Annotated in this window: 21 protein-coding genes; 18 read left to right on the top strand and 3 right to left on the bottom strand. The window is 38.1% G+C overall.

Annotation, left to right across the window (positions count from 1 at the left end):
* Positions 1 to 122: 122 nt before the first annotated feature.
* The 3 genes from FTT64_RS10360 to FTT64_RS10350 are packed head-to-tail and all read right to left on the bottom strand — an operon-like array spanning position 123 to position 3,858.
* Positions 123 to 2,309: a polysaccharide biosynthesis tyrosine autokinase gene (locus tag FTT64_RS10360; RefSeq protein WP_180182332.1), complete on the bottom strand. Its 2,187-nt coding sequence runs from the start codon at positions 2,307 to 2,309 to the stop codon at positions 123 to 125.
* A 17-nt stretch (positions 2,310 to 2,326) separates the two neighbouring features.
* On the bottom strand, positions 2,327 to 2,755 hold the full coding sequence (locus FTT64_RS10355) for a low molecular weight protein-tyrosine-phosphatase (RefSeq protein ID WP_004814137.1): 429 nt from the start codon (positions 2,753 to 2,755) through the stop codon (positions 2,327 to 2,329).
* A complete protein-coding gene (locus tag FTT64_RS10350; protein ID WP_180182333.1) occupies positions 2,755 to 3,858 on the bottom strand; it encodes a polysaccharide biosynthesis/export family protein in 1,104 nt (367 codons plus the stop codon). The genes FTT64_RS10355 and FTT64_RS10350 overlap by 1 nt, the downstream gene beginning before the upstream one ends.
* Before the next feature lie 317 nt (positions 3,859 to 4,175).
* Between FTT64_RS10350 and tviB the strand changes: the two genes are divergently transcribed.
* From tviB to galU, 18 genes are read left to right on the top strand one after another with little or no spacing between them, the layout of a single operon-like run.
* On the top strand, positions 4,176 to 5,474 hold the full coding sequence (gene tviB / locus FTT64_RS10345; RefSeq protein WP_180182334.1) for a Vi polysaccharide biosynthesis UDP-N-acetylglucosamine C-6 dehydrogenase TviB: 1,299 nt from the start codon (positions 4,176 to 4,178) through the stop codon (positions 5,472 to 5,474).
* A gap of 28 nt (positions 5,475 to 5,502) precedes the next feature.
* Positions 5,503 to 6,453, top strand: coding sequence for a Gfo/Idh/MocA family protein (locus FTT64_RS10340; RefSeq protein WP_104489044.1), 951 nt, complete (start codon positions 5,503 to 5,505; stop codon positions 6,451 to 6,453).
* Positions 6,450 to 7,037: a UDP-2-acetamido-3-amino-2,3-dideoxy-D-glucuronate N-acetyltransferase gene (wbpD, locus tag FTT64_RS10335; protein ID WP_180182335.1), complete on the top strand. Its 588-nt coding sequence runs from the start codon at positions 6,450 to 6,452 to the stop codon at positions 7,035 to 7,037. Before FTT64_RS10340 ends, wbpD begins: the two co-directional genes overlap by 4 nt.
* A complete protein-coding gene (locus tag FTT64_RS10330; RefSeq protein ID WP_180182336.1) occupies positions 7,034 to 8,113 on the top strand; it encodes a DegT/DnrJ/EryC1/StrS aminotransferase family protein in 1,080 nt (359 codons plus the stop codon). Before wbpD ends, FTT64_RS10330 begins: the two co-directional genes overlap by 4 nt.
* Positions 8,114 to 8,140: 27 nt before the next feature.
* Entirely contained in the window at positions 8,141 to 9,316 is a 1,176-nt protein-coding gene (locus FTT64_RS10325) for a glycosyltransferase (RefSeq protein WP_180182337.1), read from the top strand.
* Positions 9,309 to 10,700 (top strand): oligosaccharide flippase family protein, encoded by a 1,392-nt coding sequence (locus FTT64_RS10320; protein WP_180182338.1) that lies wholly within the window; start codon positions 9,309 to 9,311, stop codon positions 10,698 to 10,700. The genes FTT64_RS10325 and FTT64_RS10320 overlap by 8 nt, the downstream gene beginning before the upstream one ends.
* Positions 10,700 to 11,923, top strand: a complete 1,224-nt coding sequence (locus FTT64_RS10315; RefSeq protein WP_180182339.1) for an O-antigen ligase family protein — start codon at positions 10,700 to 10,702, stop codon at positions 11,921 to 11,923. Before FTT64_RS10320 ends, FTT64_RS10315 begins: the two co-directional genes overlap by 1 nt.
* Positions 11,920 to 12,534, top strand: a complete 615-nt coding sequence (locus FTT64_RS14550) for a CatB-related O-acetyltransferase (protein WP_180182340.1) — start codon at positions 11,920 to 11,922, stop codon at positions 12,532 to 12,534. The genes FTT64_RS10315 and FTT64_RS14550 overlap by 4 nt, the downstream gene beginning before the upstream one ends.
* Positions 12,531 to 13,679 (top strand): glycosyltransferase family 4 protein, encoded by a 1,149-nt coding sequence (locus FTT64_RS10305; protein WP_180182341.1) that lies wholly within the window; start codon positions 12,531 to 12,533, stop codon positions 13,677 to 13,679. Before FTT64_RS14550 ends, FTT64_RS10305 begins: the two co-directional genes overlap by 4 nt.
* A 37-nt stretch (positions 13,680 to 13,716) precedes the next feature.
* Positions 13,717 to 14,751, top strand: coding sequence for a polysaccharide biosynthesis protein (locus FTT64_RS10300; RefSeq protein WP_180182342.1), 1,035 nt, complete (start codon positions 13,717 to 13,719; stop codon positions 14,749 to 14,751).
* Positions 14,752 to 14,753: 2 nt separating this feature from the next.
* Positions 14,754 to 15,866, top strand: coding sequence for an NAD-dependent epimerase/dehydratase family protein (locus FTT64_RS10295; RefSeq protein WP_104989292.1), 1,113 nt, complete (start codon positions 14,754 to 14,756; stop codon positions 15,864 to 15,866).
* A 13-nt stretch (positions 15,867 to 15,879) separates the two neighbouring features.
* Positions 15,880 to 17,010 carry a non-hydrolyzing UDP-N-acetylglucosamine 2-epimerase gene (wecB, locus tag FTT64_RS10290; RefSeq protein WP_180182343.1) on the top strand — a complete coding sequence of 377 codons (1,131 nt, stop codon included), beginning with the start codon at positions 15,880 to 15,882 and terminating at the stop codon, positions 17,008 to 17,010.
* 9 nt (positions 17,011 to 17,019) lie between these two features.
* Entirely contained in the window at positions 17,020 to 18,222 is a 1,203-nt protein-coding gene (locus FTT64_RS10285; protein ID WP_180182344.1) for a glycosyltransferase family 4 protein, read from the top strand.
* Positions 18,219 to 19,160, top strand: coding sequence for an NAD-dependent epimerase/dehydratase family protein (locus tag FTT64_RS10280; protein WP_180182345.1), 942 nt, complete (start codon positions 18,219 to 18,221; stop codon positions 19,158 to 19,160). Before FTT64_RS10285 ends, FTT64_RS10280 begins: the two co-directional genes overlap by 4 nt.
* A gap of 14 nt (positions 19,161 to 19,174) precedes the next feature.
* Positions 19,175 to 20,185 carry a glycosyltransferase family 4 protein gene (locus tag FTT64_RS10275; protein ID WP_180182346.1) on the top strand — a complete coding sequence of 337 codons (1,011 nt, stop codon included), beginning with the start codon at positions 19,175 to 19,177 and terminating at the stop codon, positions 20,183 to 20,185.
* Complete coding sequence (locus tag FTT64_RS10270; protein ID WP_156188687.1) at positions 20,178 to 20,708, top strand: acetyltransferase; 531 nt, start codon at positions 20,178 to 20,180, stop codon at positions 20,706 to 20,708. The genes FTT64_RS10275 and FTT64_RS10270 overlap by 8 nt, the downstream gene beginning before the upstream one ends.
* A 43-nt stretch (positions 20,709 to 20,751) precedes the next feature.
* The gene (locus FTT64_RS10265) at positions 20,752 to 22,626 is read left to right on the top strand and encodes a nucleoside-diphosphate sugar epimerase/dehydratase (RefSeq protein ID WP_180182347.1); all 1,875 of its coding nucleotides are present in this window, start codon (positions 20,752 to 20,754) and stop codon (positions 22,624 to 22,626) included.
* Positions 22,627 to 22,650: 24 nt separating this feature from the next.
* A complete protein-coding gene (gene galU, locus FTT64_RS10260) occupies positions 22,651 to 23,526 on the top strand; it encodes a UTP--glucose-1-phosphate uridylyltransferase GalU (protein ID WP_180182348.1) in 876 nt (291 codons plus the stop codon).
* Positions 23,527 to 23,529: the final 3 nt, after the last annotated feature.

Here is a 23,529-nt window from a genome sequence, read left to right as displayed (position 1 = left end):
CTCTCCACACCATAGGCGGACGAGTTTATTTTTTCAATGCAAACTGTTGAGTAGAGTTGTAATCTGGGAAGATTAAAAATCCCGCCGTAGCGAGATTTTTAAAGCAATCGGTCACTGCAAAATTAGTCATTATCCTTATTGGCTTTATAGGCATAGGAATAGTTATAGCCATAACCATAGCCTGCACTGGAGCGCTGAATATCATTCAGGATAATACCATTGACTTTCACACCCACCTGTTCAAAACGGTTGATGGTCAATTCAAGCTCTTTCATTTGTGTCTTGGCATAGCGTGCAATCACCAGATTCACCCCGGCATGCTGGGAAATAATAATCCCGTCTGTGACGGCCAGAATTGGTGGAGTATCAATCAGAATATGATCATACTGTTCTGACAGCTGATTCAGCATCGTCGCAAATTGTGTAGTACTCAGCAGTTCAGACGGGTTGGCCGGACTCTTGCCACGGGCAATTACATCTAGACCGGATACTTCCGTAGCTTTAATGACCTGGCTTAACTCAGTCTGACCATTTAAGTAGTCTGCCAGACCCGGTTGGGTTTGAATATTGAAGTATTTATGCATATAGCCACGACGCAAGTCAGCATCAATCAGTAATACACGCTTATTGCTTTGCGCCAGAATCGTCGCCAGGTTGGTTGAAATAAAGGATTTACCGACTTCCGGTGCAGGACCAGAAACCATAATAATATTGTTCTTGGCGCTGCTTAAGGCAAAATGAATGGCGGTACGCATACTGCGTAGGCTTTCAATGGCAATATCATCGCTATGCTTGACGGCCAAAATTGGAATATTCTTTTTCTTCTTCAGCAGTTTAATCTGGCTTTCCTGTACAGGCGAACGCGGCACAGTGGCATACACTGGTAAGTCCAGTTCATTTTCAATTTGGGTAGAATCTTTAACACCACTACGCAGCATATTACGTAATAAGGCCACTAGTGTGCCGAGGAAACCACCCAGGAAAATTGATAAAATGAGAATCTGTAATTTCTTTGGCTTAATTGGTTCAATCGGTTCCACCGCGGTATCGACAATACGGACATTGCCAATTTCACCGGCTTTGGCAATACGTAACTGCTGATAAGAATTAAGCAGGCCGGTATATAGCTGCTGTTTGACTTCCACTTCGCGGAACAGTTGCAGATACTGGCGTTGCAATTCTGGTAAGCGTCTTAAAGTTCCATCTAGCTCATTAATCTTTTTATTAATGGCCGATAATTGGGCATTCATTTGCTGCATGATTGGGTGTTCAGCCGTATATTTAGCTGAGGCTTCAGCCACTTTTTGTTCCAGCTCGGCTTTTTGAGTTTCCAGGGTCACGCTTTGGGTCAGATACAGCTCTGATTCCTTGGTGACATCGACCGTATTGTACTGCTGGCGGAAACGGTTAAATTCACGTTCAGCGACATCGAGTTGTTGTTTCAGTTCCGGTAGCTGATCTTCCAGGAATTTTAAGGTTTGTGCGGTTTCAGCCGAGCGACGTTCAATATTCTGTTGACTATAGGCCGCTAAAATGGCATTGAGCACCTGGGTAATATGCTGCTTGTCAGTACCCTGGTAGTTGAGGCCCAGCACACCGGTCAGTTTACCTTTTTCGGCCACCGAATAGTCAGCGAGCAAGCTACGAACGGCTGCAGGCAGGCTTTGTTTTTGAATTAAATAAGTGCTATCAAAGCTGTCCTGACTATAAATACCGACTTTCCATAGGCCATACTCAGACTGTAACTGGCTAATCTGGTTCAGTGGGGCAGAAAAGACCACCTGTTCAGTTTCTTCATCAGTTAAATTAAATTTACCCTGTGAGAAACTAAGGATTAGATTTTTATCACGATAGTAATCTGGAATCTCAAAGCTGCGTACATCAAAGCTTTTCTGGTTATCTTTAAACAGCACCGATTTGCCTGAATACTCACTGTCATACTCATGCTTATTCAGTAAACGATTCCAGAAACTGTCTTCTGTGCCGCTAATTCGGATATTTAAATTCAGGCGATCAATGACGGTACCGAGTACCAGACGCGATTTCAGAATCTCAATTTCGGCCTGAGCCGGTGATTTCTGCTCAATCATATCGGACAAATCGCCCAATAAGGCGGCAGATGCCCCTTTATTTTCTTCGACCTGAACCAGTGCATCGACCTGATAGGTGTCTGGTGTGGTTCTTAAATAAAGTAAGGCACAGACCAAACTTAAAATGACACAGAGAGCAATCAGTTTCCACTGGGCAATTAAGGAGAAAAATAATTCCTTCAGGTCAATGGTATCTTCTGTATTGGTATTTTGGCTCATAGTCTTTTGTTCGAAAGTTAAATATATTTTTTCCAGTCTGCAATGCAGGCCTGAATCAGCTGGCAGGTTTCATCAAATACTGCCTGATCATGCTGGTAAGGATCGGCCACATTTTTACTTTGCCAGTGGCCGAGTCTAAAGGTTTTACCTTTGGCAAAGGGCCAGGTCTGTTCCACATGTTTTTGCTGGTTCTGACTCATCACTAAAATCAGGTCGGCTTTCTTGACCAGCTCGGCATTCAGCTTTCGGGCCACATGCGGACTCATATCAATCCCTAAACGCTGCATGCACAGGCTGGCTTTGTCATCGGCTGCATGACCGACCAGCCCGGAAATACCGGCAGATTCAATTTGTAAATGCGGAAATTCCTGTTTTAAAAAGTATTCCGCCATCGGGCTACGGCAAATATTGCCAATACAGACCACCAGAATATTGTTAATTTTCATTATTTACCCAAATTATCTAGTTGATAAACGACACTAGAGAAAGGAATAAGCTGATTCACGACACGTTGCCAGCGCGCAAGGCCAGATGCATCGACATAGACAATATCATTACTGCGCATTTTAAACTGATTAGCCAGACCAAAGTCGGCAATACTGCTTAAGTCCAGATGATAGACTTCGGTTTGTGCACCACTTGGCTGACTGCGTAACACATAAATTTTACTACGGCTGGCCGACAGTGGATTTAAGCCCAGACTTTCACCGAGGACATCACTCAGACTCATGCCCTGATCTCGAAGCGGTAAAGACTGATTTTTACCCGACTCACCCATGACATAGATTTTCTGGTTTTCGCGGCTGTTCACATATAGGGTGTCATTGGGTTGAATCAGCAGGTTATGTAAAGAGAAACCGGCTTGTTCCAGCTCAATACTGTTTAAATGATAGGTTTGCCCCTGACGTACCAAGGTAATCGAGGCATTATTGCCTTGCTGGGCATTGACACCACCCGCCAGACCTAAAGCAGTATACACACTGGTCGGCTGATCACTTAAATAGAACTGGCCGCCTTTCATTACATTACCCTGTACCGAGTAACGCTGACCCTGATAAGACAGAACCCGTGCTACTACATCAGGCGTTTTTAAATAACGCGATAACTGGCTACGTAGCTCATGATTCACCTGACTTAAAGATTTGCCCGCAGCTTTATAGCGGCCAATAATCGGGAATTGAATATAGCCACTTTGGTCAATTTGATAACCATTGGCCTGTATAGCCTGTTCATTACTAATGGTATTGGTAGGTGGGGTAATTTCTGGGTAAGCCCATAAATAGATCGACAGGATGTCGCCTGGGCTGAGGCTATAGTTGCGATGTGACTGGGTAAACAGGTGAGCATAATCTTGCTGAATATTTTGTACGGCCGGTTGCAAACCGAGTACAGTATCTTGAGTAAGTCGGACCACATTCACCGAAGTCCCCAAGTCTGTTTGATAGACACCCTCTGCCGGTAAGTCATAGGTCTGTAAGCCGGAGGTGACTGCACACCCGCTTGCTGTCACCAAAAAAGACAGTAGAATTATAGATTTAAATTGTCTCACACGTATTCCCGTTCTCGATTTTTCTAAAATCATAAAAAATAAAAAATAGTTTACCGAAGTTATTTTAAGGGTATATAACAAATTGTAAGTAGATTGCGAAAGTATACGCAAGCATAGCCAGTAAAATGAGGCAAAAAGTATCTAAATTGTGAGACACCGCAAAATTATAGAAAGATGATTTGCAAAAAACAGACACAAAAGGAAGCATTTTAGATTTTTTGGCTAAAAATCATAACAGAACATTCATGATTTTCTGCTAACATTCCCGCCGAAAGATTTGCTCTTCATAAATATACGTAGATAAATAAGGCGTTAAAATGCTACAGCTCTCTGACCTGAAAATTGCCGTTATTGGTTTAGGCTATGTTGGTTTGCCACTTGCCGTGGAATTTGGAAAAAAAGTTCCAGTAATTGGTTTCGATATTCAGCAAAAACGGATTGAAGAATTACAAAGTGGTCAAGACCATACCCTAGAAGTATCACCAGAAGAACTACAACAGGCGACCCAGCTCTCTTATTCAGCTAATTTAGATGATTTAAAAAGCTGCAACTTTTTTATTGTGACGGTTCCGACCCCCGTTGATCATGTTAATAGACCTGATTTAACCCCTTTACAAAAGGCCAGCGAAACGATTGGTCAGGTATTAAACCCAGGCGATATTGTGGTGTATGAGTCTACTGTGTACCCAGGTGCGACTGAAGAGGTTTGTATTCCTGTTTTAGAAAAAATATCGGGTTTAAAATTTAACCAGGATTTTTTTGCAGGTTATAGCCCAGAGCGAATTAATCCGGGTGATAAAGTTAACACCCTGACTAAAATTAAAAAAATTACCTCAGGCTCTACCCCGGAGGTCGCTGAACTGGTAGATCAGGTATATAGCAGTATTATTACTGCAGGTACGCATAAAGCATCGAGTATTAAAGTCGCAGAAGCAGCAAAAGTCATTGAAAATACCCAACGTGACTTAAATATTGCCTTGGTGAATGAGCTATCGGTTATTTTTGATCGGCTTGGTATTGATACCTTGGATGTGCTAGAAGCCGCAGGCAGTAAGTGGAACTTTTTGCCATTCCGTCCAGGCTTGGTTGGTGGGCATTGTATTGGCGTCGATCCCTACTATTTAACCCATAAAGCTGAAGAAGTCGGTTACCATCCACAGGTGATTTTGGCTGGGCGTCGTATTAATGACAATATGGCACGTTATGTGGCGCGTAATACAATTAAACATATGCTTAAAAATGGTATTGATGTTCCGCGTGCAAAAATTGGTGTATTAGGGATTACCTTTAAAGAGAATTGTCCAGATATCCGTAATAGCAAGGTTGAAGACCTGATTAAAGAGTTTCAAACTTGGGGTGCACAGGTTGTAGTCTGTGATCCATGGGCAGATGCAGAAGAAGTACGACAAGAGTATGGGGTGGAGCTTTCAATTATTGATGCAGAGCATCCTGTAGACAGCTTAGTTGTTGCTGTCGGACATAATGAGTTCCGCCATCTTAGCCCGGAGCAGCTACGTAGCTATGTAAATAATCCTAAACCTGTGATTGCTGATGTCAAAAGTCTATTTAACCGTGATGAATTAACAGCTCAAGGTTTTACTGTATTCCGTCTTTAACATAAATGAATAAATTGTAGTGAACAACATGAAAAAATTTGCCCTTATTGGTGCTGCAGGATATATCGCACCACGTCACTTAAAAGCAATTAAAGAAACAGGTAATACTTTAGCCGTTGCTATGGATGTGAATGACTCTGTTGGAATTATGGATAGTCATTTCCCTGAAGCCGAGTTTTTTACCGAGTTTGAAGAATTTGAAGCCTATGTAGAGGATCAAAAGCTCAAAGGTGAAAAGCTGGATTATGTTGCGATTTGTTCACCAAACTATTTACATGCACCTCATATGAAATATGCCTTAAAAAATGGCATAGATGTGATTTGTGAAAAACCATTGGTACTTAATTCAGAAGATTTAAATCTGTTATCTGAATATGAAAAACAATATGGCGCAAAAGTAAACTCGATTTTGCAGTTACGTTTACATCCTTCAATTATTGCATTACGTGATAAAGTCCAAGCTGCGCCAGCAGATAAAATTTTTGATGTAGATTTAACTTATCTTACGTCACGGGGTAAGTGGTACTTAAAATCGTGGAAAGGGGTTGATAATAAATCGGGTGGTGTAGCAACCAATATTGGTGTGCACTTTTATGACATGCTGCATTTTATTTTTGGCAAAATTGTGAAAAATGAAGTGCATTATCGTGATGAAAAAACAGCATCGGGTTATTTGGAATATGAACGTGCCCGTGTACGCTGGTTCTTGTCGATTGATGCCAATAATTTACCTGAAAATGCTGTACAGGGCGAGAAACTGACGTATCGTAGTATTACCATTGAAAATGAAGAGCTTGAATTTTCAGGTGGTTTTACAGATTTACATACTCAAAGTTACCAACGTATTTTGGAAGGTAAAGGCTATGGGGTAGAAGAAAACCGTGCTGCGATTGAAACCGTTGAAGTTATTCGTGTTGCACCTGTAGTTGAGCAGCCAGAAAATCCACATCCATTATTGGCAAAGGTGAAATCTGTATGAGTTTTTATCAACATGAAAGTGCCATTGTAGATGCAGGTGCACAAATTGGTGAAGGTTCACGAGTCTGGCATTTTGTACATGTATGTGGTGGTGCAAAAATTGGCCGTGGCGTTTCATTGGGACAGAATGTTTTTGTGGGCAATAAGGTCACTATAGGCGACTACTGTAAAGTACAAAATAATGTATCGGTTTATGACAATGTCACCCTTGAAGAAGGTGTATTCTGTGGGCCGAGCATGGTATTTACCAATGTATATAACCCACGTTCACTCATTGAACGTAAAGATGAATACCGTAATACGCTTGTGAAAAAGGGTGCAACATTAGGTGCTAACTGCACCATTGTTTGTGGTGTCACGATTGGTGAGTATTCATTTGTAGGTGCGGGTGCTGTAGTAAATAAAGATGTACCTGCTTATGCTCTGATGGTAGGCGTACCTGCAAAACAAATTGGATGGATGAGTGAATTTGGTGAACAGTTGAATTTACCGTTAGAGGGTGAGGCACAAGTTGTATGTGAGCATACAGGGGCGATTTACCGATTGAATGGTAAGGTTGTAACAAAAGAGCAGGTTGCAGCATGATTGAATTTATTGATTTAAAAGCACAGCAGTCACGTATTAAAGCTGAAATTGATGAGGGTATTCAGCGAGTATTGGCTCATGGTCAGTATATCTTAGGGCCTGAAGTTGCAGAGCTAGAAGAAAAGTTAGCGGCTTATGTGGGTGCTAAATATTGTATTACTTGTGCCAATGGTACAGATGCTCTGCAAATTGCCCAAATGGCATTTGGTGTAGGGCCTGGTGATGAAGTGATTACTCCAGGTTTTACCTATATTGCAACAGCAGAAACTGTGGCAGTGTTGGGTGCGACACCTATTTATGTAGATGTGAACCTGAAAACCTACAACTTAGATGTAGAAAAATTAGAAGCAGCCATTACGCCACGTACTAAAGCGATTATTCCAGTAAGTCTGTATGGACAATGTGCAGATTTTGATGCAATTAATGCAATTGCTGCTAAATATAATATTCCCGTGATTGAAGATGCTGCACAAAGTTTTGGTGCGACCTATAAAGGGCGCAAAAGCTGTAATTTAAGTACCGTGGCATGCACTAGCTTTTTCCCAAGTAAGCCTTTAGGTTGTTATGGTGATGGTGGTGCTATTTTTACCAACGATGAAGAGCTGGCTAAAGTGATTCGTCAGATTGCACGTCATGGGCAAGACCGTCGTTATCATCATATTCGTGTTGGGGTAAACAGTCGTTTAGATACGTTGCAAGCGGCTATTTTATTGCCAAAACTAGCAATTTTGGACGATGAAATGCAGGCGCGTCAGCGTGTGGCGGATACTTATACTAAACTTTTCAATGAAACTGGTATTTTAACAACTCCGTTTATTGAAGTGCATAATCAGAGTGCTTGGGCGCAGTATACCATTCAGGTAGAAAACCGTAGTGAAGTACAAGCAAAGTTGAAAGAACAGGGTATTCCAACTGCTGTGCATTACCCAATTCCGTTAAATAAGCAGCCTGCTGTTGCAGATGTTAATGCAGTGTTGCCTGTAGGGGATGTTGTTGCAGAAAGAGTATTGAGTTTACCGATGCATCCTTACTTAACTATTGAAGCACAAGAAAAAATTGTTAACTCATTAAAGTAAAATGTATTTAAGGCTGTGGATATACTAATGAAAGAACCAAAGCATATTTTAATTATTCCGTCATGGTATCCACAATTTAGTGGAGATATTGGCGGAAGTTTTTTTAGAGAACAAGCAATTGCTCTTAGGAAAGTAGGGTATCAGGTTGGTGTGATTTATCCACAAATACGTAGTTTAAGAAATATTAAGAGGATTCTTAAAAAACCTTATGGTTTAACTGTTGAAAATGATGAAGGTGTTAATACAATTAGGTGGTATACAGTCAATTATATTCCAAAAAATAAAAACTATAATAAAAGTCATTGGATTAAAATTGCATTAAAACTCTTTGATACTTACGTAGAGCAGTTTGGTAAACCTGACATTATTCACGTGCATTCAATGTTATACGCAGGGTATGTTGCGCAAATCATTAAGACTAAATACGGTATCCCTTATGTGGTTACAGAACATTCAACGGCATTTGCTAGAAGCTTGATTCCTTTAGATGAAATTAGTTCTCTAAAACAAGTGGTGAGTAATGCTAAAGTTTGTATTGCTGTTAGTGAGGAGTTTTCATCGCTATTAAATAAATTATTTGAAACACAGAAATGGACTTATATTCCTAATATTGTTAGTGATGAATTTATTAGTTTTGAACAAACTTTAGATACAGAAGAATATTTTACATTTATTAATGTATGTTTTTTAGAAAAGAAGAAACGAGTTGATCTCTTGATCTCCTCATTTGCTAAGGCTTTCAAGGATAATAAAAAAGTACGTTTAAAGATTGGTGGTGATGGTAGCTTAATGTCTGAATTGAAGATATTAACTAAAGATTTAGGGGTAGAGTCACAAGTTGTTTTTTTAGGAAAATTAAGTCGTCAACGAGTAAAAGAAGAAATGGCATTATCCAATGCTTTTGTTTTATCTAGTGAGTATGAGACTTTTGGTGTTGTACTTGTAGAAGCTTTAGCATTAGGTAAACCAGTGATAGCAACTAAATGTGGTGGACCAGAATCTATAGTGACACCTGAAGTCGGATATCTAATCTCAAAAAACTCAGAAAGAGAAATGACCGAAGCGTTTTTAGAACTTCATCAAAATTGGAATAAATTCGATTCTTTAAAAATTAGACAATATTGTTTGGAAAATTTTAGTGAAAAAGCTGTAATTGAAAAATTAACTAAAATTTATACAGAGCCTAGCAGTTCAAATGAATAAAAAAACAATTTTAGGGTATGCTTTAGGACCAATAGGTTCTGGGTTATTAGGATTGTTGAGTCTACCTATAATAACGTGGTTCTATTCTGTAGAAGATGTAGGGCGTATTTCAATGCTCCAAGTTTTTACTAGTTTTTCAATTTTATTTTTTTGTTTAGGTTTGGATCAAGTATACGTTCGTGAATACCATGATACAAATAATAAGCCTTTATTATTGAAAACAGTAGTTTTTCCTAGCTTAGCCCTATGCCTTTTAATATTAGTTTCATTATTTATTATTGATCCATATTTTATTTCTTATTGGTTATATGATATTGAGAGCGTTTATTTAAGTTTAATTACAATAGCATGTTTCTTGATAGCATTACTTTCAAGGTTTTTATCTTTAATTTTACGTATGCAAGAAAGAGCTTTTGCTTTTTCTATGAGTCAGTTATTGCCAAAAGTATTATTGTTGTTTTTTATATTACTTACAGTTTGGTGGGGATATTCTAGAGATTCATATAATTTGCTGACGGCTAATGCATTAACTTTATACTTTGCCTTTATTATCTATGCTTGGAATACAAAAAAAGATTGGTTGCCAGCAATTAATATGAAAATTGATAGACAGCAGTTTAAGACATATTTGGTATTTTCATTTCCATTGTGGGTTGGTGGGCTTGCTTCATGGGGGTTAAATACTGTAGATAAACTATTTTTGCGTGGAATGACTACTTATAGTGAGTTGGGAATATATTCTGTTGCAATGAGTTTAGCTGGTGTAGCTACAATGATTGCTGGAATTTTTAATACCATTTGGGCGCCTATGGTATATAAATGGGTGAGCACGGGGAATATCGATTATCAAAAAATTGACCAAATTTCAGAGTATGTTCTTGCAGCAGTTTATTTTGTAATAGTTGCTTCAGGTATATTTGGTTGGGTAATTCCATACTTATTACCTCAAGAGTATGAGAAAGTACAACTTTTAATTACGGTATGTTTGATAGGCCCTTTATTTTATACTCTTTCCGAGACAACAGCAGTTGGTATAGCAATTACTAGAAAAACTAAGTTTTCTATGTATGCATCTATTATTACCATGTTAATTGGTATAATTGGAAATTATTTATTAGTTCCAAAACTAGGAGCTTCAGGTGCAGCTATTTCATTAGCTGTGTCATTTTGGGTGTTTTATTTATTGAGAACTACGTTCTCTAAAATGATTTGGCGTAGCTTTTCGACACAGAAAACTCATTTTCTAACATTATTTATTTTAATAGTTGGAATTATAAACTTATTTATTCCTATAGAAAGTTTGTATAGATATCTTATGTGGTTTTTTGCATTAATTATAGGTGTTTTGTCTTTTAAAAACATAAAATTAATGATTAATGATTAATGATTAATGATTTGGATAAATTTGGAATTAATATGATTTTATTGAGAAAAATCACTATATATAAATTTTTAATATTTGTTATATTTTTTTCAAGTTTTTTTAGTTATTTTTTGACCAATCCATTAAGTTTTAGTTTGGTGGCTTTGGGTATTTTATTGTTTTTTATTATTGAATTAATTAAACCTGAAAAATATTCTAAACAGCAATGGTTATTGGTTTTAAGTTTTGTTCCATTTTCTTTAATAGCTATGTTATATTATATATATAATCCTTTTGAAGGTAAGTATTTTTCGGGTTATTTTCTTACGTTTTTATTAATTCCTATTTTGGTATATATATGTTGCTCTAATAATTTTAATTCAAAAGAATTTAAGTTTTTTTTATCTAAAAATATTGCTGTATTTATTTTTTTGCAGCTATTAGTTTGTTTAGCACAAGTGTCAAAATTTACATATGGGGTAGGGCTTTCACCAAGCTTAGAGTATGAGAATAATTTTTCAATTACGGGTACTTTTTATAATCCTAATGATTTGGCCTTGACGATTTTATTGTTATCCTGTATTTTTATTAGTATAAATAATGAAATGTCAAAATTAAATATCAAACTGATTTGGTTAATGATTTTTATAATCATTTTATTGGCAGGTTCAAGATCTGCAATGCTGTTGATCTTAATTTTATATATTTCAAAAAATTATAATAGTATAAAAAATTATGGTTACTTATTAATTTTGATTTTAATATTTGTATTCTTTTCTACTTATTTTTTGAATAGCTTTAGTGATGTGGGTAATAGAGTTAGTACTCGAATTGAAAGCATTAGTGAGTTCTATAAAAATGGTTTGAATTCAGATGAATCTATCGGCGTTCGCTCAGAATCATATATTTATTTTTTTAAGAATATTTTTAATCTAGGGTTGGGCTCAGGCGAAATAAAGAATTATAATAGGTATGCTAATTCAGCAAATTTTGATAGCTTATTATTCAATAATCCACATTTTTTGATCGTTGAAATAGGATATTGGTTAGGATGGGTTGGAATTTTAACCTTTATTTGGGGGGTTGGGTTAATAATGATTATTAATAAGACTAATTTTATTTTATTTTTTATATTGCTTATATCAATGATGATCTCTTCAAGTGTTCTTGGTAATTTTCTATTTTTTACTTTATTTTTTTTGTGTATATTTGCACATAATAATTTGAGTAAGGAAATATTATGAAATTTATATTTTTGTTATTTTTGAATAAATTTTTTAAAAAATTGAGATTTTATTCCATTAGAAATTGTACGGTTGGTGATTATGTGAAAATTAATAGTGGCTCACAATTTTTTAATTCAAAAATTAGTGATTATAGTTATTGTGGATATGATTGTAATATTATTAATACAAATATAGGGAAATTTTGTTGTATTTCTGATAATGTTATAATTGGTGGGATTGATCATCCTATGCATTTTGTGTCCACAAGTAGTGTTTTTTTAAGCCATAAAGATAGTTCGAAAATCAAATTTGGAAATTTAAATTATTTGCCAAAAATATATACCTATATTGGACATGATGTATGGATTGGAAACAGGGTAACAGTAAAATCAGGAGTTAATATCGGAGTTGGAGCGGTAGTTGGGGCAGGTAGCGTTGTAACAAAAGATATTCCTCCTTATGCTATTGTAGTAGGCAATCCCGCTAAGATAATTAAGTATAGGTTTGATGAAGAAACTAGGAATAAATTGCTGGGCACTGAATGGTGGAATTTTAGCGAAGAAAAACTTAAAAAACTATCTGTTTTTTTTGATGACCCTGTTAAATTTTTAGAAGAGCTGGAAAAGTGAATATTGTACATTTGTGTTTATCATGTGTGTATCTTGATGGTCATAGTTATCAAGAAAACCTATTAGTCCAACAAAATGTTAATGATGGTAATCATGTAAATGTAATAGCATCAACTGAATCATTGGATAATAATGGTAATACTATTTATTTAGAGCCAAAAAATTATACCGGTACAGATGGAGCTTTTGTTTATAGAGTTCCATACAATCAAAAAATTCCTAAAATAATTCAAAGCAAGATTAGAAGTTATGAAGGGGTTTTTGCATTACTAGATGAAATTAAACCTGATTTAATATATTTTCATGGTCTTTCTGCTTTTGAGTTAAGAACGCTACTGCTATATAAGGAAAAAAATCCTAAAATTAAAATTATCTTAGATTGTCATAGTGATAAGTATAATTCTGCTTTGACATTTTACTCAAAGATATTTCATAAGTTTTTTTACAAACCGATTTTTAAAAGCATTCTAAAAGAAGTGGATAAAATTTTTTGTATTTCGATGGATACAATGGATTTTGCTATCGATTTTTATGAGGCACCTAAGAATAAAGTAGAGTTTTATCCCTTGGGAGGAGTTTGTTTAGATGATGAAAACTACAATTCAAAGAGATTTTCTAAACGTAAAGAGTTAAATATCAATGCTGATAAAATAATGCTACTTCAAACAGGAAAACTTAATAGAAGAAAACATTTGATAGAAGCATTAAGAGAGTTTAAGAAAAATAGCGATGATAGGTTTATTTATGTTGTGGCCGGAAGTTTAGATAAAGATATTGAAGAAGAAGCATTAAGCTTAATTAGCGAAGATAAACGTATTAAGTATTTAGGTTGGGTAGATGCAAATGAAATTCAAAAATTACTCTGTGCTAGTGATTTATATATACAACCAGGTTCACAATCAGCAACAATGCAACAAAGCTTATGTTTGAGAAATGCAGTAATTTTAAAGAATGTTAAAAGTCATAAGCCTTTTGTTAAGGGTAATGGTTGGTTAATTAACAGAGATTCTGAAATTTCTGAAATTCTAGATAATATCTCACTTGATCCTGATCTATTATTAGATATGTCTAAAAAATCTTTAGAGATAGCACATAATCTCTTATCATATGATATTTTAGCTCAAAAGATATATCGAATATTTTAATATAAATTATTTATTTTTCATTAATTAAAGGATTAAAATGTTTTTTAATAAAACCCTTCTTATTACAGGCGGCACAGGATCATTCGGTAATGCTGTTCTAAAACGCTTTTTAGAAACAGATATTAAAGAAATCCGTATCTTTAGCCGTGATGAAAAAAAGCAAGATGATATGCGTAAAAAATATCAATCATCTAAACTTAAATTCTATATTGGTGATGTCCGTGACTATAACAGTGTGCTGAATGCAACACGTGGTGTCGACTATATTTACCATGCCGCTGCACTGAAACAAGTTCCATCTTGCGAATTTCACCCTATGGAAGCGGTGAAAACCAATGTACTGGGTACAGAAAATGTATTGGAAGCAGCTATTCAAAACCGTGTAAAACGTGTGGTTTGCCTAAGTACAGACAAAGCTGTATATCCAATTAATGCCATGGGCATTTCTAAAGCCATGATGGAGAAAGTCATGGTGGCAAAATCTCGTAACTTAGAAGAACTGGAAACGGTAATTTGTGGGACACGTTACGGTAATGTCATGGCATCTCGTGGTTCGGTTATTCCGTTATTTGTAGACCAGATTCGCCAAGGTAAACCCCTCACCATTACAGACCCTAATATGACTCGTTTCATGATGACTTTGGAAGATGCAGTCGATTTGGTGTTGTATGCGTTTGAGCATGGTGAAAATGGCGATATTTTTGTACAAAAAGCACCGGCAGCAACCATTGAAGTCTTGGCACAGGCATTAAAAGAATTGCTGAGTGTAGAAGAACATCCAGTTTCAATCATGGGGACACGTCATGGCGAGAAAGCCTATGAGGCACTACTTAGCCGTGAAGAAATGGTGGTTGCCATAGATCAGGGTTATTACTTCCGAGTACCAGCAGATCAGCGTGACCTCAACTATGAAAAGTATGTAGAAGAAGGTGACTCAAAAATTACAGAATTTGAAGATTATAACTCACATAATACTGAACGCTTAGATGTTGAAGGTATGAAAAAGTTATTATTAAAACTCGAATTCGTACGTGCTTTAACTCAAGGTCAATATGTAGATCCAGAGGCTTAAACATGAAAATTTTAGTTACCGGTTCAAACGGCTTTATTGCAAAAAATCTGATTCAGTTTTTGTCTGAAAAGCCAGAGGTTGAAGTTTTAAAATTTAACCGTAATTCTACTCCAGCAGAGCTAGAACAATCGGTACTTGCTGCAGACTGGATTGTGCATTTAGCAGGTATTAACCGCCCCTTAAATGAGCAAGAATTTATTGAGGGGAATATCACCCTTACCCAGAAAATTGCAGATATTCTCAAACAGGCAAAAAAGCAGACTCCGGTTATTCTTTCTTCATCAATTCAGGCAGAGCGTGACAATGCCTACGGGCAGAGTAAACTCGGTGGTGAGCAGGTATTATTAGAGCTAAACCAGCAACAAGGTAATCCTGTATATATTTGCCGTTTAGCCAATGTATTTGGTAAATGGTCACGTCCTAACTATAACTCGGCTGTGGCGACCTTTTGTTACAACACTGCACATGACTTACCTATTCAGATTCATGATGAAAATGCCATGATCCGTTTGGTCTATGTAGATGATGTCGTGGAATCATTCTGGAATATTATTCAAGGTACGCAGCAGGTAGAGCAAGTTTTTGCCATCCAGCCGGAATACCAAATTAGCGTGGGTGATTTAGCAAAAACCTTGGCAGGTTTTAAACAGTCCCGTGAAAGTTTAATTACAGATCGAGTTGGCACAGGTTTAACTCGCGCTTTATATTCGACGTATTTAAGTTTCTTAAAACCTGAACAATTTGACTATAGCATACCTAAATATGGTGACCAGCGTGGTGTGTTTGTTGAAATGCTAAAAACACCCGATGCAGGGCAGTTCTCCTATTTTACTGCACATCCAGGTATTACCCGTGGTGGACATTATCACCACACCAAAACAGAAAAGTTTTTGGTGATTAAAGGGAAAGCATTATTTAAGTTTAAGCATGTGGTGACAGGTGAGTTCTATGAGCTCGAAACATGTGGTGATGAACCACGAATTGTAGAAACTGTACCTGGCTGGACGCATGACATTACCAATATTGGTGAAGATGAAATGGTGGTGATGTTATGGGCAAATGAAATATTTGACCGTGAAAAACCGGATACGTATGCAATGCCATTAACCCATTAAAGAGTAAAAAGTTGTGAAAAAATTAAAATTAATGACGGTGGTGGGCACACGCCCGGAAATTATTCGTTTATCGCGTGTGATGGCAGCATGTGATCAATATTTTGATCATGTTTTGGTTCATACTGGTCAAAACTATGATTATGAGCTTAATGAAATTTTCTTTACCGATTTGGGTATTCGTAAACCTGATCATTTCTTGAATGCTGCAGGTGCAACAGGTGCAGAAACCATTGGTAATGTCATTATTGCTGTAGATAAAGTACTCGAGCAAGTTCAACCAGAAGCCTTACTGGTATTGGGTGATACCAATAGCTGTATGGCCGTATTGCCAGCAAAACGTCGTAAAATTCCAACTTTCCATATGGAAGCAGGAAACCGCTGTTTTGATATGCGCGTACCTGAAGAAATTAACCGTCGTATTGTCGATCATACCGCTGATATTAATTTAACCTACAGTACGATTGCACGAGATTACTTGTTGGCAGAAGGCTTGCCCGCAGATCAGGTAATTAAAACAGGTAGTCCGATGTTTGAAGTGCTGCATCATTACAAAGCTAAAATTGAAGCTTCAGATGTATTGGCGCGTTTAGGTTTAAAAGAGCATCAATATTTTATTGTCAGCGCGCATCGTGAAGAAAACATTAACTCTAATCAAAACTTTTTAGACCTGGTTCAAATGCTGAATTCAGTTGCAGAGAAGTATCAGTATCCTGTAATTGTTTCAACACATCCACGTACCCGTAAGCGCATTGAAGAGCTGAAAATTGAGTTTCATCCACTGATTCAATTATTAAAACCTCTTGGGTTTAGTGATTATAATAAGCTGCAACTTTCTGCCAAAGCAACTTTATCGGACAGTGGCACCATTAATGAAGAATCTTCAATTCTAAATTTCCCTGCTTTGAACTTGCGTCAGGCACATGAGCGTCCAGAAGGGATGGAAGAGGCTGCCGTGATGATGGTGGGCCTAACGGCAGAGCGTATTTTGCAAGGCTTAGAAATTCTAGACCATCAACCTCGTGGTGAAGATCGACTGCTACGTCTGGTGGCAGACTATAGTATGCCAAATGTGAGTGAGAAGGTGGCTCGTATTATTCTAAGCTATACCGATTACGTGAACCGTGTGGTGTGGAAGAAATATTAAGGTTTTAAGATGAAAAACAAGATTTATTTAATTACTGAGTATTATCATGAAAATCAGAATACAACAGGCTATTTATTAGGAAAGCTGTATAATTTTTTGAATGAGCAAAGTGATATAGATCTTGTTTTAATCGCGAAAGAAGATGAGCATTGTCCTCAATATAGTAATGCTCATTTTATTAGCTCTCCAAAGTTAGATAAGAGAAGCTTATTAAAAAGATTCCTATATGAAGTTAGTATTTCACTTAAGTTTCTTTTGGAGATTTTAAGAAATGTTAAAAAGGGTAGTACTGTTTTTACAGGAACAACTCCTATTTTTTTATTAATAATCATTTTTTTTACAAAAAAAATAATTGGTTTTAAATGGGTGTTGTTAGTGCATGATGTTTTCCCAGAGAACCTTGTTGCTGCTAAAGTTTTAAAAAATAAAAGCTATTTTTATAAATTTCTAAAATATTTTTTTGATAAAGTATATACAAGTGCTGATCAAGTGATTGTGATCGGAAATGATATGAAAGAGTTGGTATATAGCAAGACCCAACTGAATAATATTCATGTTATACAGAACTGGATTGACTATAAAGATATCGAAGTACAAAAAAAATCTGAAAATAAAATACTAAAAGAACTTAATTGGCATAATACAGATTCGGTAGTATTTCAATTTTTTGGAAATATTGGCCGTGTACAAGGTGTAGATGTTATTTGTCAAGCAATTCAAAAAATGAAATATCTACCTCTAGCTAAATTTATTTTTATTGGGGATGGAGCATATGCCTCTATTCTGGAAGAAAAAATTAATCAGCTAAAACTGGATAATGTCTATTTTTGGGGGGCATTAGACCAAAAAGAGAAATCTATTGGTCTAAATGCGTGTGATGTTGCTTTAGTGACATTAACTGAGGGAATGTTGGGGTTAGGAGTGCCTAGCAAGTCGTATTTCACTATGGCTGCAGATAAGCCTATCTTAGCTATTATGGAGGAACAGGCAGAAGTCTCAACTATGGTAACTCAACATAATATTGGATGGACAACACCACCAGAAGATATAGAAGCACTTGCAAAGAAATTAGATGATATAACGCTTAATTTTACTCAGTATAAACTAAATTCACCGCGTAATATTTTGATTGAAAATTATGCTGAGCCTATAGCTATGCAAAAAATTCTAAAAGTTATTAATAAATTAGATCAGGCGGGTAGTAAGGAATGAATATTTTAATTACAGGCAGTAACGGCTTCTTAGGGCAGTATTTAACTCAGTTTTTGGCTGAAAAAGACTATTCTGTTTTAGCACATACTCGCCAAGCCCAAACATTTGCTCATCCTAATATTAAAAATATCAATTTTGACCTAAATGATAATCTAGATAATATTGATCTGGGCCAGGTTGAGATTATTATTCATTGTGCAGGTCGTGCGCATGTCATGCATGAAACTGCTGCATCGCCACTTGAAGCATACCGCCAAACCAATGTACAAGGCACCTTAAATCTTGCACAAAAAGCAGTAGAAAGTGGGGTAAAACGTTTCATTTACTTAAGTAGTATTAAGGTGAATGGTGAACAAACCACCACGCAAGCCTTTTGTCCTAATGACGATGTCCACACAGATGACCCGTATGGCTTATCCAAATATGAAGCAGAACAAGCCTTACTTGCGCTTTCTCAACGTACAGGTTTAGAAGTGGTTATTATTCGTCCCGTCCTCATTTATGGACCGAAAGTAAAAGCCAACTTTAAAAGTATGGTGAACTTGGCAAGTAAAAAACTCCCTTTACCGATTGGTTGCTTAGACAATAAACGCAGTATGGTGAGCGTCTATAACTTAGCTGACCTGATTCATACGTGTATGACTCACCCAAATGCCAACCGAGAAGTATTTATAGCGAGTGATCAAGATGATATTTCAGTTAAACAGCTATTTGAAAAATTAGCTAAATGTCAAAACAACAAATTATTAATGCTACCTGTACCTAAAAGCTTGATTAATTTTCTGGCAAGTTTGGTGGGGAAAAAAGCAGTTGCATCACGCCTATGTTCAGAGCTGGTGGTAGATACTACAAAAAATACTCAACTTTTAGGTTGGACTGCACCCTATAGTGTCGATACAAGCCTAGAAAAAATGTTTAATACATCACATAAAAATTGAGCCTAGTCACAGATATGTCTCTCCTCCCTATTTTTATTTTCTTTATTCTTGCGTTTACCACGACCTATTTTATGAGAGCTTACGCCCTCAAGAAAAATATAATAGACAACCCCAATGAACGTAGCTCTCATAGTGTCCCCACACCCCGCGGTGGTGGTGTAGCGGTGGTGTGTAGCTACTTGTTGGCTTTGATTGTGCTGATCTATAGTCAACAACTGTCAGTTCATATAGGTTTAACCCTGATGGCTGCAGGTTTTGTTATCGCTTTACTTGGTTTTTTAGATGACCACGGGCATATCAACTCCATGCTGCGCTTAGCCATACATTTTTTAGTGGCGATTGGCGTGGTGATGAGCTTGGGTGGTTTTGCTGAAGTGACCGTTTTTAATAGTTTAGAGCTGGGCTTTATTGCCAATATTATTGCTGTACTGTTTTTGGTATGGTTGCTGAATCTATATAACTTTATGGATGGCATTAACGGTATTGCCAGTGTTGAGGCCATCACTACCACAGTCAGTATGGCAATTTTATATACTGTGCTAAATACCTCAGTTAATTCAGACATCTTGTGGTTATTGGCAGCCTGTGTATTTGGTTTTCTATTATGGAACTTTCCAAAAGCCAAAATTTTTATGGGTGATGCCTGTAGTGGGTTTTTAGGGTTAACCTTAGGTATTTTGGCACTCATAGCCCTCAAAGAAAATTTAGCCCTGTTTTGTGCATGGATTATTTGTTTAGGGGTGTTTGTGGTGGATGCCACCTATACCCTTATTAAGCGCGTGCTGAGTGGTTATAAAATGTATGATGCCCATCGCAGTCATAGTTACCAAATCTTGTCGCGCAAATGGGGTAGTCATACGCCTGTGACATTGGCTGTAGCAGCCATTAACTTAGTGTGGTTATTGCCACTGGCCTATTATACCGTTACCCAGCCATTGGCTTATCCAGAGTTTATGGTATTGGTGGCCTATTTACCGCTTATATTAATTGCAATGAAATTAAAAGCAGGACATCCAGATGCCTAAAAAAAATCTGCTGATTCTGGGGGCAGGGGGCTTTGGTCAATCCATTGCTGAAGTGGCAGCGTTATCTGCACAATGGCAGCAGATTTACTTTGTGGATGACCGCTGGCCTGAGCAAAAACAAGTAGGCCAATATTCAATTATCTCAAATATTCAAAACTTGTCTCAGCTTCAGCAAGAAAATGTGGAGGCAATTGTTGCGGTTGGAAATAACCAAATACGACAAAAATGGCAACAATTACTGCTTGATTTATCAATACCACTCGCCACTATCATACATCCACAGGCTGTAATTTCACCTTCTGCTCAAATTGGTCAGGGGGTAAGTATTATGGCAGGGTGTATAATTGGCACGAATACGATTATTCAAGATGGTGTGCTTCTTAATATTGGGACCTTGCTAGATCATGATGTGGTGATCGAACACTTTAGTCATTTAAGTGTTGGTGTAAACATCGCAGGCGGACAGAGAATTCCGTCTGGCTCTTTTTTAGAGGTGGGGACCCGTATTGGACATAAATCTTAATAACAAATTCTTTTAAATTAAGATATGACTTATTGAAAACTATATGAAATCCATCGTTATTCCTCTCGTCGAATCCCCCCGTGCTGCCAAACTGGCTTTCCTGGTCATTTTGGATTTCTGTGTATTTCCAGTGCTGATCTGGCTGTGTTATGCCATTCGTCAGTTTGACCTTGGTGCAGAGGTGGTGCCGAATATTCCGTTTGGTTCACTGTGGGTCAGTGCAATTGCGGTTATCCTGCTGTTTGTGTTTGGGGTGTACCGCTTTATTGTACGTACTTACAATGAAGTGTTTATGGTCAAACTGGGCCTGGCAACTTTCCTGGCGGTGGCGGGACTCTATGCCTTGGCCTATTTAACAGATGCTTTTATTCCAACTTCTATTCCACTGATGTTCGGCTTTATGATGTTCGCCTGGGTGTGGTTTAGCCGAGGAATCATCCGTTTTATTGTCCGTTCTTATGTGCAGGCGGGCGTACCGAAAAAACGCATCGCAATTTATGGAGCAGGCAATGCTGGTCAGCAGGTCGCTGCGACTTTAACCCGTTCCAATGAACATTTACCGATTTTCTTTATTGATGATAATCCGTCTTTAAGTGGACAGAATATTGGCGGTATTGATGTCTATTTGCCGGAAACAGCACTTAAATGTTTTGCCAAATTGCGGATTGATGAAATCCTGATTGCGCTGCCTTCTGTGGGGCGTAGCCGCAAAAGTGAAATTGTCAAATTTCTGGAACCTGCCCATTTAAAAATTACTGAAATTCCGGGTCTGACCAAACTGGTGGATGGTGAAATCCGCGTCTCCGATATTCAGGAAGTTGATATTATTGACTTGCTGGGCCGTGATCCGGTGCCGCCGGTGGCAGAGCTGCTAGAAAAAAATATTAAAGACAAAGTGGTGATGGTCACGGGTGCTGGTGGTTCAATTGGTTCTGAATTATGCCGCCAGATTATTAAAAACCAGCCACAGAAACTGGTGATTTATGAGCTGACCGAATTTGCCCTGTACAGCATTGATAAAGAACTGCGTCTGGCGTCCAATGTCGAAATTATTCCGATTCTGGGTACGGTCCTGGATCAGGCCAAACTGGAACGGATTATTGAACAATATGCGGTGCAGACGGTCTATCATGCGGCGGCGTATAAGCATGTGCCGCTGGTAGAATGTAACCCGATTGCTGGCTTGAAAAATAATGCAATTGGTACCGCTTTTAGTTTAAATGCAGCCGTCAAAAATGGCGTTGAAACCTTTGTGCTGATTTCAACCGACAAAGCAGTGCGTCCGACCAATGTCATGGGCGCATCAAAACGTATGGCCGAGCTGTACTGTCAGGCCATGGCGGAAGCGCAGGACCAGACCCAGATCAGTATTGTACGTTTTGGGAACGTGCTTGGTTCATCGGGGTCTGTGGTGCCATTATTTAAACAGCAGATTGCCAAGGGCGGCCCGATTACCGTGACCCATCCGGACGTGACCCGTTTCTTTATGACCATTCCTGAAGCCTCACAGCTGGTGATTCAGGCTGGTGCCTTGGGTCATGGTGGCGATGTGTTCCTGCTGGATATGGGCGAGCCGGTACGGATTCAGGATCTGGCCCGTCAGATGATTGCCCTCAGCGGTCTGAAAGTCCGTGAAGCCGACAGTCAGGACGGCGATATTGAAATCCAGTACTCCGGTTTACGTCCCGGCGAAAAACTTTACGAAGAATTACTGATTGATGCCGATAATACCGAAGTGACGCAACATAGCCGGATTTTACGTTCTTATGAAAAAATGTATCCTCTGGATGAGTTATTGCAGGTCTTTGAACGCTTCAATGATTTAACTGCCGTGCAATCGGATATTGATTGGGCATTAAGCCAGCTGGAGCACTATGTTGATGGCTATCAGCGTGGTAAAGAAGTTAAAGTGAATTAAAATGTCGAGATCAGGTTAAAATATATGATTAAGAAGGCGATTTTACCTGTTGCAGGTTTGGGTACCCGTTTTTTACCAGCCAGTAAATCTATTCCCAAAGAAATGGTGACGGTGGTCGATCGTCCAGCGATTGAATATGTGGTGCGTGAAGCGGTTGCTGCCGGTATTGAACAGATTATTCTGGTTACACATTCTTCCAAAGCGTCAATTGAAAACTACTTCGACCGTAACTTTGAGCTGGAAACCACGTTAGAGCAGAAGCAAAAGTGGGATTTGCTAAAAGAAATTACCGAAATTCTACCACCACAAGTCAGTGTAGTTAGTGTGCGTCAGCCACAGCCGCTGGGCCTGGGTCATGCGGTGCTGTGTGCCAAAGATATTGTCGGTGATGAGGCTTTTGCCGTGTTACTGCCAGATGTGCTGGTGAAAGACCAAGCAGAAAAAAACGATCTGGCTTTAATGATTGAACGTTTTAATGCCACCCAAGCAGCGCAGATTATGGTCGAGGCTGTGCCGGAGCATCTGGTCGATCAATATGGCATTGTGGATGTTGCCGCTGCCCCTGCAGAAGGCCAGAGTGCGGCAATGCAGGGGATTGTCGAGAAACCGGCGGTCGGTACTGCACCGTCTAATCTTTCCGTGATCGGGCGTTATGTATTACCGGCCAAAATTATGCAGCTGTTGGCCGCCACACCGAAAGGGGCCGGGAATGAAATCCAGCTGACCGATGCCATTGCTGCATTACAGCAGCTGGAAACCGTCGAAGCCTACCGCATGAAAGGCCAGACCTTTGATTGCGGCAGCAAACTGGGCTATTTAAAGGCCGTCTTGCATTACGGAGTGGGCCACCCAAGTTTAGGTGTAGCATTTAAACAGTTGATTCAGGAACTTAAAGACTAATAC

Source organism: Acinetobacter sp. Q186-3 (assembly GCF_013420655.1).
Lineage (GTDB): Bacteria > Pseudomonadota > Gammaproteobacteria > Pseudomonadales > Moraxellaceae > Acinetobacter > Acinetobacter indicus.
The sequence above is the reverse complement of the archived record's forward strand: the minus strand, read 5'-3'. Positions and strand labels throughout refer to the sequence as shown.